Below are 15,669 nucleotides of genomic sequence, written 5' to 3' on the forward strand. Positions count from 1 at the left end.
GCCGATCAAGCCAGCTTGTAGCTTTGCAGATGGATGGAGGTCTCGGTGCCGGCGATACCCTTGATGAGGCGCACCCGCTCCAGCACGTCGGCCAGCTCCTGCAGGCTGGAACTGCGGATCTCGGCCAGCAGGTCCCAGCGGCCATTGGTGTCGAACAGGCCGGTGATGCCGGGCTCGCCCAACAGCATGGACACCACCTCCCGCGTGCGGTTGCCATCCACGGTGATGCTCATCCAGGCCGTGATCTCGTCGGGCACCGAGTCAGGCCGTAGCCTCACGGTGTAGCCCGTGATGACGCCGCTGTCCTCCAACCGCGCGATGCGGTTGGCGACGGTGCCGCGCGAGACCTTAAGCTTGGCCGCCAGGGTGGCGACGCTGGCACGGGCATCGGTGCGCAGCAGGGCGAGGAGTTGTTGGTCGAGAGCGTCCATTTGATCAAAATGTCAATTTCCAGTGCCATTTTGCCAAATTGGCATGCATTACTGAGCAGGAGTTGCGCTTCTGTTTGGCAGGCCGCCTCGGAAGAATCGCTTCAACGACTTTCGGAGACCTTCATGACCACCGTCCTCACCACCCAAGACGTCGCTCGAATCGTGCAGCGCGTCGGACTTCCCGATTTACTTCGCCGCCTCGTCGCCAACCTCGAATCCGACTATCTGCGCTGGGCCGAATTCGACAAGACCCCCCGCGTCGCCGCCCACTCGCCCGACGGCGTCATCGAGCTGATGCCCATCGCCGACGCCAGCCTCTACAGCTTCAAATACGTCAACGGCCACCCCAAAAACCATCGCTTCGGTCTGCCGACCGTGATGGCTTTCGGCGTGCTCGCCGACGTCGCCACAGGCGCCCCCGCCCTGCTCTCCGAGCTGACGCTGACCACCGCGATGCGCACCGCCGCCACCTCCGTCATGGTGGCCAAGCGCCTGGCCCGCCCCGACAGCCGCGTCATGGCCCTGATCGGCAACGGCGCCCAGAGCGAGTTCCAGGCCCTGGCCTTCCACCATCTGCTCGGCATCCGCGAGCTGCGCCTGTACGACATCGATCCCGCTGCGACGGCCAAGCTGGTGCGCCATCTGAGCCGCACGCCGGGCCTGACGCTGACCGTCTGCGCCTCCACCGCCGAGGCCGTCAAGGGCGCCGACATCGTCACCACCGTCACCGCCGACAAGACCAACGCCACCATCCTGACGCCGGACATGATCGAGCCGGGGATGCACATCAACGGCGTCGGCGGCGACTGCCCCGGCAAGACCGAACTGCACCGCGGTGTGCTGGAGATGGCCCGCGTCATCTGCGAGTTCGAGCCGCAGTCGCGCATAGAAGGCGACATGCAGCAGATGCCGGCCGACTTCCCCGTCACCGAGTTCTGGCGTGTGCTGGCGGGCGAAGCCGCAGGCCGGGAGTCGCGCGAACAGGTCACGGTGTTCGATTCCGTGGGCTTTGCGCTGGAGGACTTCTCCGCCCTGCGCCTGCTGCACGACATGGCACGGCAACTGGGCCTGGGCGCACCGCTGGACCTGATCCCGCAGATGGCTGATCCCAAGGACCTGTTCGGCGAGTTGCACCTCAGCGGTCAGTTGCAGGCCGCGTGAGGTCGAGCGTCGGGTCTAGCGTGTCAGCACCATCGACAGGAACGCCCCGTTGGGGCCGTTGGACAATTTGAAGAACAGCTTGTTGCGGCCCTTGTTGAAGTGCAGGACGCGCCTGCCTTCGGTGCGGTTGTAGTCGCGCAGATAGCCCTGGTCCCGGTTGAAGATGGCGTCGAAGTAGGACTGCTTGTTGACGTTGCCGCCCTTCCACACCAGACGGTCATTCAGGTAGACCTGCACATCATCGTCGGCGCCTATCCACGCGGTCAGGTCGCAGTCCTGGTCGACGGATACCTCGGTGTAGCCGTAGTAGACCGAATCGGGGACCGAATCCGGGGGCACCAGCGGATAGCTCTGCGCGGTCACATAGCGCCACCGGAGCACGCGCTGGTCCTTGCCGTAGTACACCGCGTCCAGCAGCACGGCCTTCTCGGGTGGGTACGCGGGGTTGTCGAAGAGTCCCGCCTCATGCCGGCCGGCGAAGGGGCCGATGAGGTACCAGCTGTTCAAGTAGACGCGATTGGCGTACTCGCCGCCCGCGCCGAACATGCGGCCGTGGCCGCGCACCAGGCTCGATGCATCGAGCGCCGGGATCTGCGCATTGCCGTGGTCGAAGAAATCGGAACCGGTGTACCTTCTCGACTTCGTCGTCTGTTCGACGGTCCTGCCGACGAATTCGGCGATCTCGGCGCGCGCCGTCTCCGACTTGCGGCTTCCGGCAGGCGTTGCCGCCGGGCCGTTGCCAGTGCCGTCCTCGCCGGAACCCTTCTTGCCCGCTTCGACCTGCACGCCGTTTTGCTTGGCCTCCAGGCGCTTCAGCCGCTTGGCCAGCGTGGCGCGGGCCTTGGCCTCGAGTTCGGCGACTTCGCCTGCAGCTGTCTCGGCGGTGACCGGCGCCGACGCGCCTGACGCTTCGGCGCCGGGCGGCGCCGGTCGCTTCTGCACCTCAGCGACTTCGCCGGGCCGCGACGCCGCGTTGCCGCCGGCCTCTGGCTCTGTGGGCTGCCGTGGCACGGATGACGCCGCCTCGTCGGCCGGCAGCGCCTTGGGCGGGCCCGTCAGCTTCGCAAGCTCCTCGGCCTGGATTTCCTTGTCGAGCGTCTCGATCTTCCGAGCCAATTCACGGGCTCGCGCCAGCGCTTCCTCCGGCGTCTGCGGGGGCGGCTCAGCGGCAGGGCCCGGCCCGGGCGGACTCTCGTCGCGGCCTGCCGATTTCTCGAGCAGCTCCTTGATGGTCTGCAGGTCCTGCAGGCGCTTGGCCGTGCCGGCCTCGTGGGTGGCACGCAGGCTGGACGCCACCTCGACCGCGTCGGACGCCCCCTGGCTCAGCGCCAACTGGTAGCTGCCGAAGCCATACAGCAGCGCCAACAACGCCGCATGCAGGGCCACCGACAGCGACAGGTAGGGCCGGCGCGCGAGTTGCCTGCCCGCGGCCGCGATCAGCCACAGCAGCGGAGAGCGGTGCAATTCCGCCGTCATTGCCGGGTGTGCATCGAGATCTTGGTGAAGCCCTCGAACTGGCACAGGTCGAGCACGTGCACGATGTCCTGGTAGCGCGCCATCTCGTCGCCGTCGATGCGGATGGGGCGGCCGGGGTTGCCCGCCGACTCCTGCTTGAGGCGGTCGTGCAGGCCCTGCACCGACACGGCGCTGCCGTCCACGTAGAGCTTGCCGCGCTTGTCGACGCTGATCGTCAGCGGTGGCGCGCCCGCGCCCACGCGGTCCAGGCTCATCTGCGCCTGCGGCAGCGTGACCGGCAGCTCCTTCTGCGGCTTCTCGCCCTCGGGCTGCTTGAACGAGGTCGCCACCATGAAGAACATCAGCAGGAAGAAGATGCAGTCGATCAGCGCGATCAGGCCGATCTCGGGCGCTTCATCTTCGCCCAGGTCAATGCGCATGCTGCACCACCCTCAGCACCGGCGCCTCCGGCTGAGGCAGGAAGCGCTGGTTGATCAGCGCATTGACCTGCTGTTCCAGCGCCAGGCCCAAAGTCGCCAGGCGGTGCTTGAAATAGTGGTGCATGCCCAGGGCTGGCAGGGCCACCGTCAAGCCGGCCGCGGTATTCACCAGCGCCTTGGAGATGCCACCCGCCAGCAGGGCCGGATTGCCCATGCCCTCGGCGTAGGCGATCACATGGAATGAGTCGATCATGCCCAGCACCGTGCCCAGCAGGCCGACGATGGGCGCCACGGTGGCCACGATGGCCAGCGCATAGGCCTTCTGCTGGTGCTTGCGCAGCTCCATCGACGCGATGTCGCCAGCGGCGCCGCTGACGACGGCATAGGGCTGCTGACGATGGGCGACGAGGAAGGCGATCACACGCGCCAGCGCGCTGCGGTCATCGGCCAGCATCTGCTCGATCTCGTCGAAACGATGGGCCGCCCACAGCGGCTGGATGCGCTCGGCCAGGTCGCCCGGCACCACGGCGCGGGCGCGCAGGTGGATCAGGCGCTCGATGGTCACGGCCAGGAAGAGGATGGACAGCCCGAGCGTGACCAGCAGTGCCGCGCCGCCCTCGGCCAGTTGCTCGGCCAGGTTGATTTCGACGGCGAAGGCCAGGCCGGGAAGGCTGATGGCGCCGAGTGAGAAAGCGATTCGTTTCATGAGGTTCATGGCTTGCCGTCCTTGCGCTTGCGCCGCCAGGTCTCGACGATCTGCCGCGCCAGGGCGTTCGCCTCGGCTTGTTCGGCGGTGCTCAGCGCGGGCGCGGAGGCGGGCTGGGCGAAGGGCTGCATGGCCTTTTCGATGATGTCCGCGACGCCCGGGTAGCGCTCGTCCATGATGGTCTTCCAGGCGGTGTGGTAGGCGTCGCGCTGCATCGGCGTGACGCCCAGGCCGCTCGCACTTTCCCCACTCGCCAGGCGCAGATGCTGCAGCGCGAGGGTGTCGCCGGCCAGCGCCGCATTGCGGACATCGGCCTGCAGTTTGGCGACGAGGGCCGGGTCGGGCTTCTGCTTTTCGAGGGGACTCTGCAGCGCGGACAGGTACTCGGTGGCCGCGCCTTCGGCGCCTCCCGCATGAGCGCGCTGGAACAGCTCCAGGCGCCGGCTCATGGTGGCTGGGTCGAAGACCTGGCAACGCCGGGCCTGGCCCTCGGCAAACTTGATCGCCTGGTTGACGCCGCCCTGGTTGTCCATCGCCTTCCTGACCGCTTCGGGCACCTGGTCCGGCCGGTCGCGCAGGGCATACATGGCCTCGGCGGAACCCGCCGTCATCCAGCACTCCTGCAGTGTGCGGGCTGCCTCCAGAGCCTCCTCGGGCGTACCGCCGTTGAGCCCGACCTGCACCTTGCGCAGCGCCTCGGCGGGGGATCGCAATTTTTCCAGCGCCGCCGCAGCCGCTTCCGAAGCCCGCTGCTGTATCCAAGTCGGCACAGCGGGCGCCGACGACGCCGACGACGCCGATGACACCGTGTAGGCCGCGGCCACCGAGGCGGGGCTCCCGGTCTCGCTGGCCGCGCCCGCGGGTCCGCTGGCCGGCGCCTGCACGGCCGCCGGGGCCGGTGCCTCGGCAGAGGGTGGGCGCCTGGAAAGCCAAACCCCTGCGCCAACCACCGCGACCGCCGCGGCGGCCAGCAGGATGCGCCCCGCGCTGCCCGGCTGCGATTGCCGTTGTTCCGCCATGCCTTCGTCTCCCTGTTGAACCCGTCGTGCGGGCTTTTTTTTGCCGCCTTATTTCGCGTTCGTCGGCGCAGCCGCCGGTCCGCCCGCTTCGGCAGCCCGCGCCCCCACCTCGATGGGTGCGCGTGCCGCGATGCGGTCGCGGAAGAAGGCCTGCACCTGCTCGGCCGTCACGGCCTCCAGGTTGGCCGTCTCGCGCTGCATCATGGTCTTCATGCGCGGCTCGACGAGGATGCGCTGCAGCCAGTAGGCCCAGTGGCCGTTGTATTCGGGCGCCTTGCGGCTTTGCTCGACCATGGGCTGCTTGGCGCGCAGCAGTTCATCGGCACTGACCGGCTCGGCAGCCAATGCCTTGAGCTGGGCGCGCAGCACCTCGCGGAAGGCCTCGAACTTCTCGGGCGGCGTCTCGATCTGGGCGAAGAAACTGCCCTGACCCGCCACATCGAGGCTGCCGCCACCGCCGGCGCTGGGCGCGTAGGTGATGCCCAGCTTCTCCCGCACGACGTCGACCAGCCGCGTCTGCAGCAGCGTGGCGGCCACGCGGCCGGTGTTGGACAGCGCCACGTCGGTCCACTGGTCCGGCATGGGCCAGTGCCAGCCCAGCATGCCCTGGTCGGCGCGGCCCTTGTGCAGCGCCACGTGGGCCGCGCCGCCATCGGCCGGCGGCGTGGCCTTCAGCGGCACCGCCGGCAGGCGCGGGCGTGCCGGCCCGGCGCCGAAGGTGGCTTGCACGGCGGCGATGGCCGCCTCCTCGCTCACATCGCCGATGACGACCACGTCGGGCGCGCCGGCGAAGGCCGGGCGCAGGATGGCCGCCGCATCGTCGGCCTTGGCCGCCAGCAGCTCGGCCGCCGTGGGCACGCCGCCCAGCCGAGACTCGCCGTTGTTCATCACCTTGGACAGCTCTCGGGCATAGACGATGCCAGGCAAGGTTTCGAACTGGTTGGCCATCATCGGCGCCACGCCGGCCAGCTTCTCGCCCATCTCCGGACGGAAGCCCGGGTCGCGCACGAAGGCGGCCAGCAGTTGCAGCTGGGGCTTGAGGTCGGCCGGGCGGGTTTCGCCCACCAGCAGGATGCGCCGGCTGTCCAGTTGCAGGGTCAAGCCTGCCAGCACGCCGCTGCTCTGCTGCCACTGCGCCACTTCCGCCAGCGAGAGCCGGCCGGTGCCGCCCAGCGGGAACATGTTCAGGGTCCAACTGGCGGGCACCAGCTCGGGCTTGAGCCCGGCCATGCCCTGGCCCACCAGCACCTGCACGATGACCTTGTCCTTCTCCTGCGCGGTAGGCTTGATGACGAGGCGGCTGCCGTTGGCAAAGGCCAGCGTGGTGCTGCCCAGTTCGGCGTCGGTCGTCTTGCTGACGATGGCGCTGGCGGCGCCGAAGTCGGCGTAGGGCCAGGTCACCGCCACCGCTGCGGCCTGCGCCTCCAGCGGCCGGCTCAGGGCCTGGGCCAGCTTCGCCGAAAGCATCGGCGCACCGGCCGCGCCGGCCTTGGCGCTGCGGAAGATGAGGGGCTGGCCGCTGAAGTCACGGCGCAGCACGGCGGTCAGTTCCTCGGGCTTGACGGACGCCAGCATCGGCTCTGCCTCTGCCATCGCCTGCTCGGCGCTCTGGTAAATACCCTCGTAGTGGACGGCATTGATCAGCCCGTCCGCAATGGCTGCGCTCTGGCGCGTGGGCGCCTGGGCCACCATGGCCTGCAACGAGCTGCGAATCAGCGGCAGCAGGCGCTGCAGATCGGCCGGCTGCACGCCCTGGGCCTGCAACTGGCGCAGCTCGGTGGTGGCCGCGTCCAGGGCGTCGGCCCATTTCTCCGGCGGCGCCATCACGTTCAGCTGGGCCTGGCCCGTCACCTTGTAGAGGCGCGGCAGCTTCATGCCGAAGGCACCGAGGAAGGGGCTGCCCGGCTTGAGCGCCCGGTCGGCCAGGCGCACGTTGAGCACGCCGGCGGCCAGTTGCTGCACCAGCACGTCGCGGCTGAGAGCCAGCGTCGGCGGACGCATGTCGGGCGGCGTCGGCCAGGTCAGCGAGAGCTTGTCGGGCGCGCCGTCCGCGATGAACTCGGCGGCAGGCTGCGTCGGCTTGACGGCGCCGAGGTCCAGCGCATCCGGCTTGCCGGCAGCCTTCCAGTCGGCAAAACGCTCGCGGATCTGCTTCTCCACCGCATCGACGTCGATGTTGCCGACGACGATCAGCGTGGCGTTGTCGGGCCGGTAGTTGGCCTGGTAGTAGCGGCGCAGCTTGTCGACCGTGGTGGCCTGGACGGTGTCGATACGGCCGATGGGCAGGCGCTGGGCCACGCGGGTGCCCGCCAGCGTCAGCGACTGCTCGGCGACGAAGGCACGCATCCCAGGCACGTCACGCGTGCGCTCCTCGGACAGCACGACGCCCTTTTCCTGCTCGATGAGCTGGGCGTCGAGCTTGAGATGCTCACCGATCTCGCGGAACAGCATCAGGCCGGTGTCGAGCGCGGCGGCGTCGGCCTTGGGGAAGTTGAAGTGGTAGACCGTCTGATCGAAATCGGTGAAGGCGTTGGTGTCCGCGCCGAAGCTCAGACCCTGGCGCTGCAGCATGTGCACCACCTCGCCGTCCGCCACCTTGGCGCTGCCACGGAAAGCCATGTGCTCCAGGAAATGGGCCAGGCCCTGCTCGCCGTCGCGCTCCTGCAGCGAGCCGGCACCAATGCGCATGCGCATGGCGACGCCGTCCTTGGGCGTCTCGTTGTGCTGGAGGGCATAGCGCAGGCCATTGGGCAGGCGGCCGAAGCGCGCCGCCGGGTCGGGCGCGCGCTGAACCTGCTCGTGCCCCCAGAGCGGGCCCGCGACGGCCGGGACCGATGCCTGCGCCTGCTGCGCCCGGGCCGCAGGCGCCAGAAACAGGCCACTGGCGCTGAGCGAAAGGGCAGCGGCCAGGGCGGTGGCGCGCCAGGCTGGCAGGCGCGCGCGGCGGCCCGACGAGGCAGGAGAGAGGGGCATGGAGATGGCCTGGGCGAGCAGGCTGAGGTGCGCTGAGAGCAGCGCGGGAGCCGGATTGGTAATACCAATTTACCAAAACAAACACCCCCTCTCGCCAGGGCACTATAGGCGACCTCGGTGAAGATTCACAAAAGAGGTCAGACCAACTTCGGTGATCGGTAGACGCCGACGTCGCTGACGTCAATCAGTGCCGGCTTCATGAAACGCTGGGCATAGGCCGTGCAGACGCCTGAGCGCAGGAAGAGGTCGAACAGTTCGGGGTCGAGATGCCCCTCGCCCGCCATGCGCCGCATCAGCCCCAAGGCCTCCGACAGGCGCTTGCCGGGCTTGTAGGGCCGGTCGTCGGCCGTCAGCGCCTCGAAGACATCGGCAACGGCCATCATGCGGGCCTGCGGGCTCATCTGCTCGCCGGTGAGGCCGCGCGGATAGCCCTTGCCGTCCATGCGCTCGTGGTGGCCGCCGGCGATCTCCGGCACGTCCTGCAGATGCTTGGGGAAGGGCAGCTCGTGCAGCATCTTCAGCGTCTGCACGATGTGGTCGTTGATCTTGTAGCGTTCCTCCTCCGTCAGCGTGCCGCGTGAGATCGCGAGGTTGTGCAGTTCGCCGCGGTGGTAGAGGTGTTCGGGCTGCTTGAGCTTGAAGCCCCAGCGGTTGTCGCCGCTCAGCTGCTCGTCGGTGGGCCGCGCCAGGATGTGCTCGGGCCGGTCCTGCAGCAGGCGCTCAGGCGCGGGCAGCGGCGGGCGCGGCTTGGGCTGGCGGCGCAACTCCTCGATGGACAGGCCCAGACTGTCGTCCAGCGTGCGTGACCAGCGCTTCTCGCCGATGCGCCGCAGCCGCGCGACGGCTTCGGGGTCCAGCGTCTCGCCGCCCACGTTGCTCGTCGCGACAAAAGCGTAATCGGCGTCCAGTTCGGCCTGGGTCGCGGCGGCCGCGGCACGCGCGCGCTGCGCACCCGCCGCGCCCAGCTCCGCCTCCAGCTTCTCGATCAACACGTCGCGCTTGAGCACCTCGAAGCGGGTGCGGATCTCGTGGATGCGGTTGTAGATGGTCTCCAGCTTGGTGGCCTTGTCGACGACATATTCCGGCGTCGTCACCTTGCCGCAGTCGTGCAGCCAGGCGGCGATGTGCAGGGCCTCCCACTCGTCGGCATCCATACTGAAGCTGGCGTAAGGCCCGTCCTTCGCGTCGCAGGCAGCCTGGGCCAGCATCTTGGTCAGCTCGGGCACGCGCTGGCAGTGGCCGCCGGTGTAGGGGCTCTTGGCATCGATGGCGCCGGCCACGAGCTGGATGAAGCTCTCCAGCAGTTCCTTGCGCGCGCGCAGCAGCAGCTGGTTGTCGATGGCGACGGCCGCCGTGCCCGACAGCGCGCTGACAAAGGCCACGCGGGCCGCGCCCAGGGGCTCGGCCGGCCCGTCAGCCGCGCGCGGGAAGGTCAGCGTCAGCGTGCCTATGGTCTCGTGCGCGCTGTTTTTCAGCGGCATGGACAGCAGACGCATGCGTGAGGCGCCCAGGGCCGCGAACAAACGCTCGTAGGCCGCCAGGTGGGCCGGGTCGCTCCAGCTCAGGTCCAGCTCGACCGGCGCGTTCGAGCGCAGCGCATGCACCGGTGCGGCGACGCTGTCGGGCGCATTCACCTGCCAGGTCAGCCCGCGGCGCGAGGTCGTCTCGCCGCGCACACGCGAGGCCGCCGGCTCCAGCGTCTGGCCGTCGGCCGACAGCAGATGCACCGAACCGCCGCTGGCGCCCGCCACGGCGATGGTCTCGCGCAGGATGAGATCCAGCAGGGTGTCGAAATCGCGCTCGGCGCTCAGCGCATCGCTGATGTCGAGGAAGCGGCGCAGCGAATGCTTCATCGATGTCATCGCGATAGCCAGGCGGTCGACCTCGCGGATCAGGCTGCGCTTGGGATCGGGGCCGTCGAACTCGAAACGCTCGATGGCCTCGGCCTGACGGGCCAGATTGCGCAAGGGGCGCGACACCCGGTCGGCCAACAGGTGAACCAGAGGCAGCAGCAGCAACATCAGCGCCAGCGAGATGTAGAAGCTGTGGCGGCGGCTCTCGAGCTGGAAGGCCTGCAGCTCCTCGCGCGGCGCAGCCATCAGCAGCACCAACGGTGCGCCGGCTTCCACGGCGCCCTGCAGCGGCAAGGCATGGCTGACCCATTCGCGGCCGTCAATGGACTGCACCGGCGTGAGATGACCTTCGCCATCGCGCCGCTGCCAGAGCTCGCGCATCAGCGGCGACGCCGCGTCGCCGACGCGCGGCAGGCCTTGGCCCTCCTTCAGCGTTGCCGGCCCCTTCTCGCGACGCGCCTCGGCCAGCATCTCGCCCTGCTGGGTAGCGATGAGCAGCTCGGCCGAGCGGCTGATCTGCGGCTTGGTCAGCATGTCGCCCAGGGCCTTGAGGCTGACGTCGGCGCCGACGATGGCGCCGCCATGGGCCTGGGCCAGGGTCACGCCGGGCTCGCCCGTCGTGAAGAAGCGATAGGGCGCCGACTGCACCAGCTTGCCCTCGCCGGCCTGGCTGGCCAGCGCGAACCAGGGCCGGGTGCGGGGGTCGAAGTCGTACTCGGGGCGGTCGCGCTGCTGCACTTCGCGCAGGGCTGCGTCGTAGAAGCGGTAGCTGCCACGCGGCGCCGAACCGCCGTCGCGGTTCACGCTCTGCAAGCCGAAGACGGCCTCCACCGGCGCGTCCATGCGCTTGCGCGTGCCGGCGTCATCCAGGCGACGCAGCAGCACGAAGGAGCCAGCGGCCGAGCCGGCATAGACGGCCGACACCGAGGCATTGACGCGCAGGGCCGCCGCCATCTCCGGCAAGGCGGCCAGGCGCTCGGCCTCCGTACTCGCGCGGCCCAGGCCGCCGGTCGCCAGCAGGGCCACGCTGACACGCGCGGGCCTCAGCTCGGTCTCGACGGCCGCCGCCGCCTCGCGGCCGATGCGCTTGGCCGCGGCGCCCGCCTGCTGAAGCATCAGCGCGTCGCTGCGCGAACGCTCGTGCAGCAGCAGCACGCCATACACCAGGGCCACCAGGCCCACCATCAGGAAGCTCAGCGTGATGTAAAGCGTCTTGGGCTTGATGTGCGGCATGAGACCCGGCTGGCAGCTGCGTTGCACCAGTATCACCGTCCGGCGAGGAACTTGCCCGGTGTTACGGCACGGCGCGGGCGGTGCGTGGCAGTCCGTCGCCCATGGGTGTCCCAGTCCTACATGTGGGGTTTTTCAAGGCGCTGAGGATGCCTGCAGCGACGACCGCGTCGCGTATCGCCGCAGCCGCCCCACCCGGCGCCTGCGCTCCGATGAATGAAGTTAGGAAGAAAGCAGTACCCCATGAAAAAGATCGCACTCAGTCTTGCCGTTCTCGCCCTGGCCGCTGGCGCCCAGGCCCAAACCACCCGCTCCGGCAGCAATGCCGAGCACAACTACGGCCTGCTGTCCCTAGGCCAAGGCCATCTGAATGCCGACTGCAGCGGCATCCAGACCTGCGACAGGAATGCCGCTGGCGGCAAGGCCATGTTCGGCCACGCCTTCGGCAATGGCTTCGCCGTCGAAGGCGGCTACACCAATTTCGGCAAGTTCCGCGCGTCGCAGGGTGCCGTGGGTCTGAGCGGCCGGCCCGAGGCCCTGTCGCTGAGCGGTGCCTACACCGCCCATCTGAGCCCCGACTGGGGCCTGGTCGGCCGCCTGGGTGTGGCGCGCGTGCGCACCAAGGTCAATGCCGAGGTCGGCACACTGACGGGCTCCAGCAGCGAGAGCCGGACCCAGCCCATCGCCGGCCTGGGCGTCAACTACGCGCTGACGCCATCGACCCGCGTCGAGCTCGGCGTTGACGCGACGCGGGCCCAGATCCAGGGCGAACGCCAGAATGTGCGCCTGGTGTCGCTGGGCGCCCGCATGGCGTTCTGACCCCGCCTTGCCACATCGAGGAGGGCCACCGCGGGTGGCCCTTCCTACACTGGCGGCATGAACTACGCCCCGCTGATCAAGGAACTGGGCCGTGGCGCCCGCGGCGCCCGCGACCTGAGCCGCGAGCAGGCCGAAGCGCTCTTCGGCGAGATGCTCGACGGCCAGGTGCCCGACATGGAACTGGGCGCGATGCTGATCGCGCTGCGCGTGAAGGGCGAGAGCGCCGCCGAGGTGGCCGGTTTCCTGGCCGCCATGCAGGCCCGCACGGCCTCGCTGGCCGCACCTGCAGGCCCGCGCACCGTGCTGCTGCCCAGCTTCAACGGCGCCCGCAAGCAGGCCAATCTGATGCCCCTGGTGGCCCTGCTGCTGGCCCGCGAGGGGGTGCCGGTGCTGATCTTCGGTCGGCATGATTTCGACAGCCGCCACAGCCCCTTCGAGCTGCTGGACGCCCTCAGCCTGCCGGCCAGCCCCACGCTGGCCGACGCCCAGGCGCGGCTGGCGCGCGACAGACTGGCCGTCCTGCCTTTGCAGATGCTCAACCCTGGCTTGAACAGTCTGATGGCCTTGCGCCCCCGCCTGGGCGTGCGCAACAGCTCCCACAGCCTGGCCAAGTTGCTCGACCCCTTCCCCGCAGGCCGCGGGGTGCGGGTCGTGGCCGTCACGCACCCTGAGTATCTGGACAGCATGGGCGCCGCCCTGCCCGGCCTGACGGCAGGCGGCGGCCGGGCCATGCTGATGCGCGCCAGCGAGGGCGAGGCCTATGCCCATCTGCGCCGCAAGGCCCATCTGATCGGCTTCCAGGACGGCCAGACCGCTCCCCTGCACCCGGCGGACACGGCCGACCTGGACTGGCCGCTGTCCCCGGCCTGCGCGCCGGCCGAAAACGCGGCCCTCATCCGCGCCATGCTGGCTGGCACCGAAATGGTGCCACCTCGCATCGCCGAGCAGGTCGCCGCACTGCGGCTTCTGGCCACAAACTGAGGTTGCTTATTCAACTTGGGCATATAGCCCCAAGAAGAATGTAGTTCTGCGGCACTGCAACATTCCCTAGAGTCGCGCCCTCGGGTGGCATGGGGCCGCCCCTGGAGAGCGTGTGCTGGACGGAATTGCGATTGCGAGCGGATTGGGCGTCGGCCTCATCGTCGGGATTACCGGCGTGGGCGGCGGCTCGCTGATGACGCCACTGCTGCTGTCCGTCTTCAAGCTGAACCCGGCCGTGGCCATCGGTACCGACCTGTGGTTTGCGTCGCTGACCAAGATGAGCGGCTCGGTGGCCCACGCCCGCCACGGCCATGTGAACTGGGCCATCGTGCGCCGCATGCTGATGGGCTCCATCCCGGCCTCCATCGCCACCATCGCGCTGATGCACCTGACCGGCGTCACCAAAGGCTGGGCCTCGGCGCTGACCTTCTCACTGGGCATCGCCCTGCTGCTGACGGCCGTCGTCGTCGCCTTCAAGCAGAGCTGGCAGCCGCTGGGCCTCAAGCTGGAGCGCTGGATTCCCGAAGCCCGCAAGCCGACGCTGATGGTGGCCTTGGGCCTGCTGCTGGGCGTGCTGGTGTCGCTGTCCTCCATTGGCGCCGGCGCCATTGGCGCGACGCTGATCCTGCTGATCTACCCCCGCATGAAGGCCCGCGACATCGTGGGCACCGACATTGCCCATGCCGTTCCGTTGACGCTCGTGGCCGGCATCGGCCACGCCAGCCTCGGCAATGTGAACTGGGAATTGCTCGTGTCCCTGCTCATTGGCTCTTTACCCGGCATCTGGCTGGGCGCCCAATTGACCCGCCGCCTGCCCGACGGCGTTGTCCGCAGCCTGCTCTGCGTCTCTCTTCTGATGGCCGGCTGGAAGGTCATCCACTAACCATGTATCGCTACACCGACTTCGACCGCCGCTTCGTCCACGCCCGCGCTGCCCAGTACCGCGACCAGCTCGAACGCCACCTCGCAGGCCAACTCAGCACCGACGACTTCCGCGCCCTGCGCCTGCAAAACGGCTGGTACATCCAGCGCCACGCGCCCATGCTGCGTGTGGCCGTGCCCTACGGCGAGCTGTCGTCACGCCAGCTGCGCCAACTGGCCAGGATCGCCCGCGACTACGACCGCCAGCCCGACGGCCCCTTTGCCGGCCAGGGCGGCTACGGCCACTTCACGACGCGCCAGAACCTGCAATACAACTGGATCCCGCTGGTCGACAGCGCCACGGTCATGGAGCTGCTGGCCGAGGTCGACATGCACGGCATCCAGACCAGCGGCAACTGCATCCGCAACATCACCAGCGATGCCTTTGTCGGCATCGCGCCGGACGACATCGTCGATGCCCGCCCCTACTGCGAGATCCTGCGCCAGTGGAGCACCCTGCATCCCGAGTTCGCCCACCTGCCGCGCAAGTTCAAGATCGCCGTCAGCGGCGCCAAGGAAGACCGCGCGGCCATCGGCTGGCATGACATCGGCCTGCAGCTGAAGAAGAACGCGGCCGGCGAGGTCGGCTTCCAGGTCTTCGTCGGTGGCGGCATGGGCCGCACGCCCATCCCCGGTGTCGAGATCAACGCCTTCGTGCCCTGGCAGCAGATCCTCGTCTACATCGAGGCCATCGTGCGCTGCTACAACCTCGCCGGCCGCCGCGACAACCTCTACAAGGCGCGCATCAAGATCCTCGTCAAGGCCGAGGGCCAGAAGTTCTTCGACGCCGTCAACGAGGAGTTCGCCCGCATCCTGGCCGACGACCCGGCCGGCCACGAGCAGATCATTCCCCAGGCCGAGCTGGACCGCGTGGCGGCCTGCTTCGTCGACCCCGAGGGCGTGACGCCCGTCGCCGAGCCCGTGCTGGACACCAGCGACCCCGCCTTCGCGCGCTGGCTGCAACGCAATGTCGACGGCCACCGCGTCGCCGGCTACCGCGCCGTGACGCTGAGCCTCAAGCGCGTCGGCATTGCCCCCGGCGACACCAGCGCCGACGTGATGGACACCGCCGCCGCCCTGGCCGACCGCTTCAGCCATGGCGAGCTGCGCGTGAGCCACCGCCAGAACCTGGTGCTGCCCTGGGTCAAGGCCGCCGACCTGCCCGAGCTCTTCCAGGCCGCCCGTGCCGCCGGCTTCGCCACGCCCAATGCCCGCCTGCTGACCGACCAGATCGCCTGCCCCGGCGGCGACTTCTGCGCCCTGGCCAATGCCCGCTCCCTGCCACTGGCCGCCGAGATCGCCGAGCGCTACCAGGACCAGGACGAGCTCGAGGACCTCGGCGAGATCGACCTGCACATCAGCGGCTGCATCAACTCCTGCGGCCACCACCACAGTGGCCACATCGGCATCCTCGGCGTCGACAAGGACGGTGCCGAGTGGTACCAGCTGACCCTGGGTGGCAGCGACGGCACGGTGCTGTCGGGCAAGACGGTCGCCGGCAAGGTCATAGGCCCGAGCTTTGCGGCCGACGAGATCGCCGACGCCATCGACGCTGTCATCGACACCTTCAAGCGCGAACGACAGGCAGGCGAGCATTTCGTCGACGCCGTCAAGCGCCTGGGCCTCGATCCCTTCAAGACTGCCGCGAATGCCGTTCGCACCTCCACCGCGAAGGCCTGA

Annotated in this window: 12 protein-coding genes; 5 read left to right on the plus strand and 7 right to left on the minus strand. The window is 69.0% G+C overall.

All coding sequences use genetic code 11. From position 1 onward, the window contains the following. Positions 1-5 precede the first annotated feature (5 nt). A complete protein-coding gene (locus J2X20_RS20845) occupies positions 6-431 on the minus strand; it encodes an Lrp/AsnC family transcriptional regulator (RefSeq protein ID WP_310268874.1) in 426 nt (141 codons plus the stop codon). 123 nt (positions 432-554) lie between these two features. On the opposite strand from J2X20_RS20845, the gene J2X20_RS20850 reads away from it, so the two are divergent. Further along, the gene (locus J2X20_RS20850; protein WP_310268877.1) at positions 555-1,592 is read left to right on the plus strand and encodes an ornithine cyclodeaminase; all 1,038 of its coding nucleotides are present in this window, start codon (positions 555-557) and stop codon (positions 1,590-1,592) included. A 15-nt stretch (positions 1,593-1,607) separates the two neighbouring features. Here J2X20_RS20850 and J2X20_RS20855 read toward each other — a convergent pair whose 3' ends face one another. The 6 genes from J2X20_RS20855 to J2X20_RS20880 form a co-directional block, all read right to left on the minus strand. Then, complete coding sequence (locus J2X20_RS20855) at positions 1,608-3,068, minus strand: hypothetical protein (protein ID WP_310268880.1); 1,461 nt, start codon at positions 3,066-3,068, stop codon at positions 1,608-1,610. Beyond that, a complete protein-coding gene (locus J2X20_RS20860) occupies positions 3,065-3,487 on the minus strand; it encodes an ExbD/TolR family protein (RefSeq protein WP_310268882.1) in 423 nt (140 codons plus the stop codon). The genes J2X20_RS20855 and J2X20_RS20860 overlap by 4 nt, the downstream gene beginning before the upstream one ends. Beyond that, positions 3,477-4,202: a MotA/TolQ/ExbB proton channel family protein gene (locus tag J2X20_RS20865; RefSeq protein ID WP_310268885.1), complete on the minus strand. Its 726-nt coding sequence runs from the start codon at positions 4,200-4,202 to the stop codon at positions 3,477-3,479. Before J2X20_RS20865 ends, J2X20_RS20860 begins: the two co-directional genes overlap by 11 nt. Next, entirely contained in the window at positions 4,199-4,906 is a 708-nt protein-coding gene (locus tag J2X20_RS20870; RefSeq protein ID WP_310268888.1) for a hypothetical protein, read from the minus strand. Before J2X20_RS20870 ends, J2X20_RS20865 begins: the two co-directional genes overlap by 4 nt. 354 nt (positions 4,907-5,260) lie before the next feature. Further along, entirely contained in the window at positions 5,261-8,185 is a 2,925-nt protein-coding gene (locus tag J2X20_RS20875) for a M16 family metallopeptidase (protein ID WP_310268891.1), read from the minus strand. A gap of 137 nt (positions 8,186-8,322) precedes the next feature. After that, positions 8,323-11,271, minus strand: coding sequence for an HD domain-containing phosphohydrolase (locus J2X20_RS20880; RefSeq protein WP_310268894.1), 2,949 nt, complete (start codon positions 11,269-11,271; stop codon positions 8,323-8,325). Positions 11,272-11,511: 240 nt separating this feature from the next. On the opposite strand from J2X20_RS20880, the gene J2X20_RS20885 reads away from it, so the two are divergent. The 4 genes from J2X20_RS20885 (at position 11,512) to J2X20_RS20900 (ending at position 15,669) form a co-directional block, all read left to right on the plus strand. Further along, the gene (locus J2X20_RS20885) at positions 11,512-12,087 is read left to right on the plus strand and encodes an outer membrane beta-barrel protein (RefSeq protein ID WP_310268898.1); all 576 of its coding nucleotides are present in this window, start codon (positions 11,512-11,514) and stop codon (positions 12,085-12,087) included. A gap of 57 nt (positions 12,088-12,144) precedes the next feature. After that, positions 12,145-13,068, plus strand: a complete 924-nt coding sequence (gene ybiB / locus J2X20_RS20890) for a DNA-binding protein YbiB (protein WP_310268900.1) — start codon at positions 12,145-12,147, stop codon at positions 13,066-13,068. A gap of 115 nt (positions 13,069-13,183) precedes the next feature. Continuing rightward, the gene (locus J2X20_RS20895; protein ID WP_310269989.1) at positions 13,184-13,951 is read left to right on the plus strand and encodes a sulfite exporter TauE/SafE family protein; all 768 of its coding nucleotides are present in this window, start codon (positions 13,184-13,186) and stop codon (positions 13,949-13,951) included. Between the two features lie 2 nt (positions 13,952-13,953). Further along, on the plus strand, positions 13,954-15,669 hold the full coding sequence (locus J2X20_RS20900) for a nitrite/sulfite reductase (protein WP_310268903.1): 1,716 nt from the start codon (positions 13,954-13,956) through the stop codon (positions 15,667-15,669).

It is taken from the genome of Roseateles saccharophilus (assembly GCF_031458095.1).
Classification (GTDB): Bacteria; Pseudomonadota; Gammaproteobacteria; order Burkholderiales; family Burkholderiaceae_C; genus Pelomonas; species Pelomonas saccharophila_A.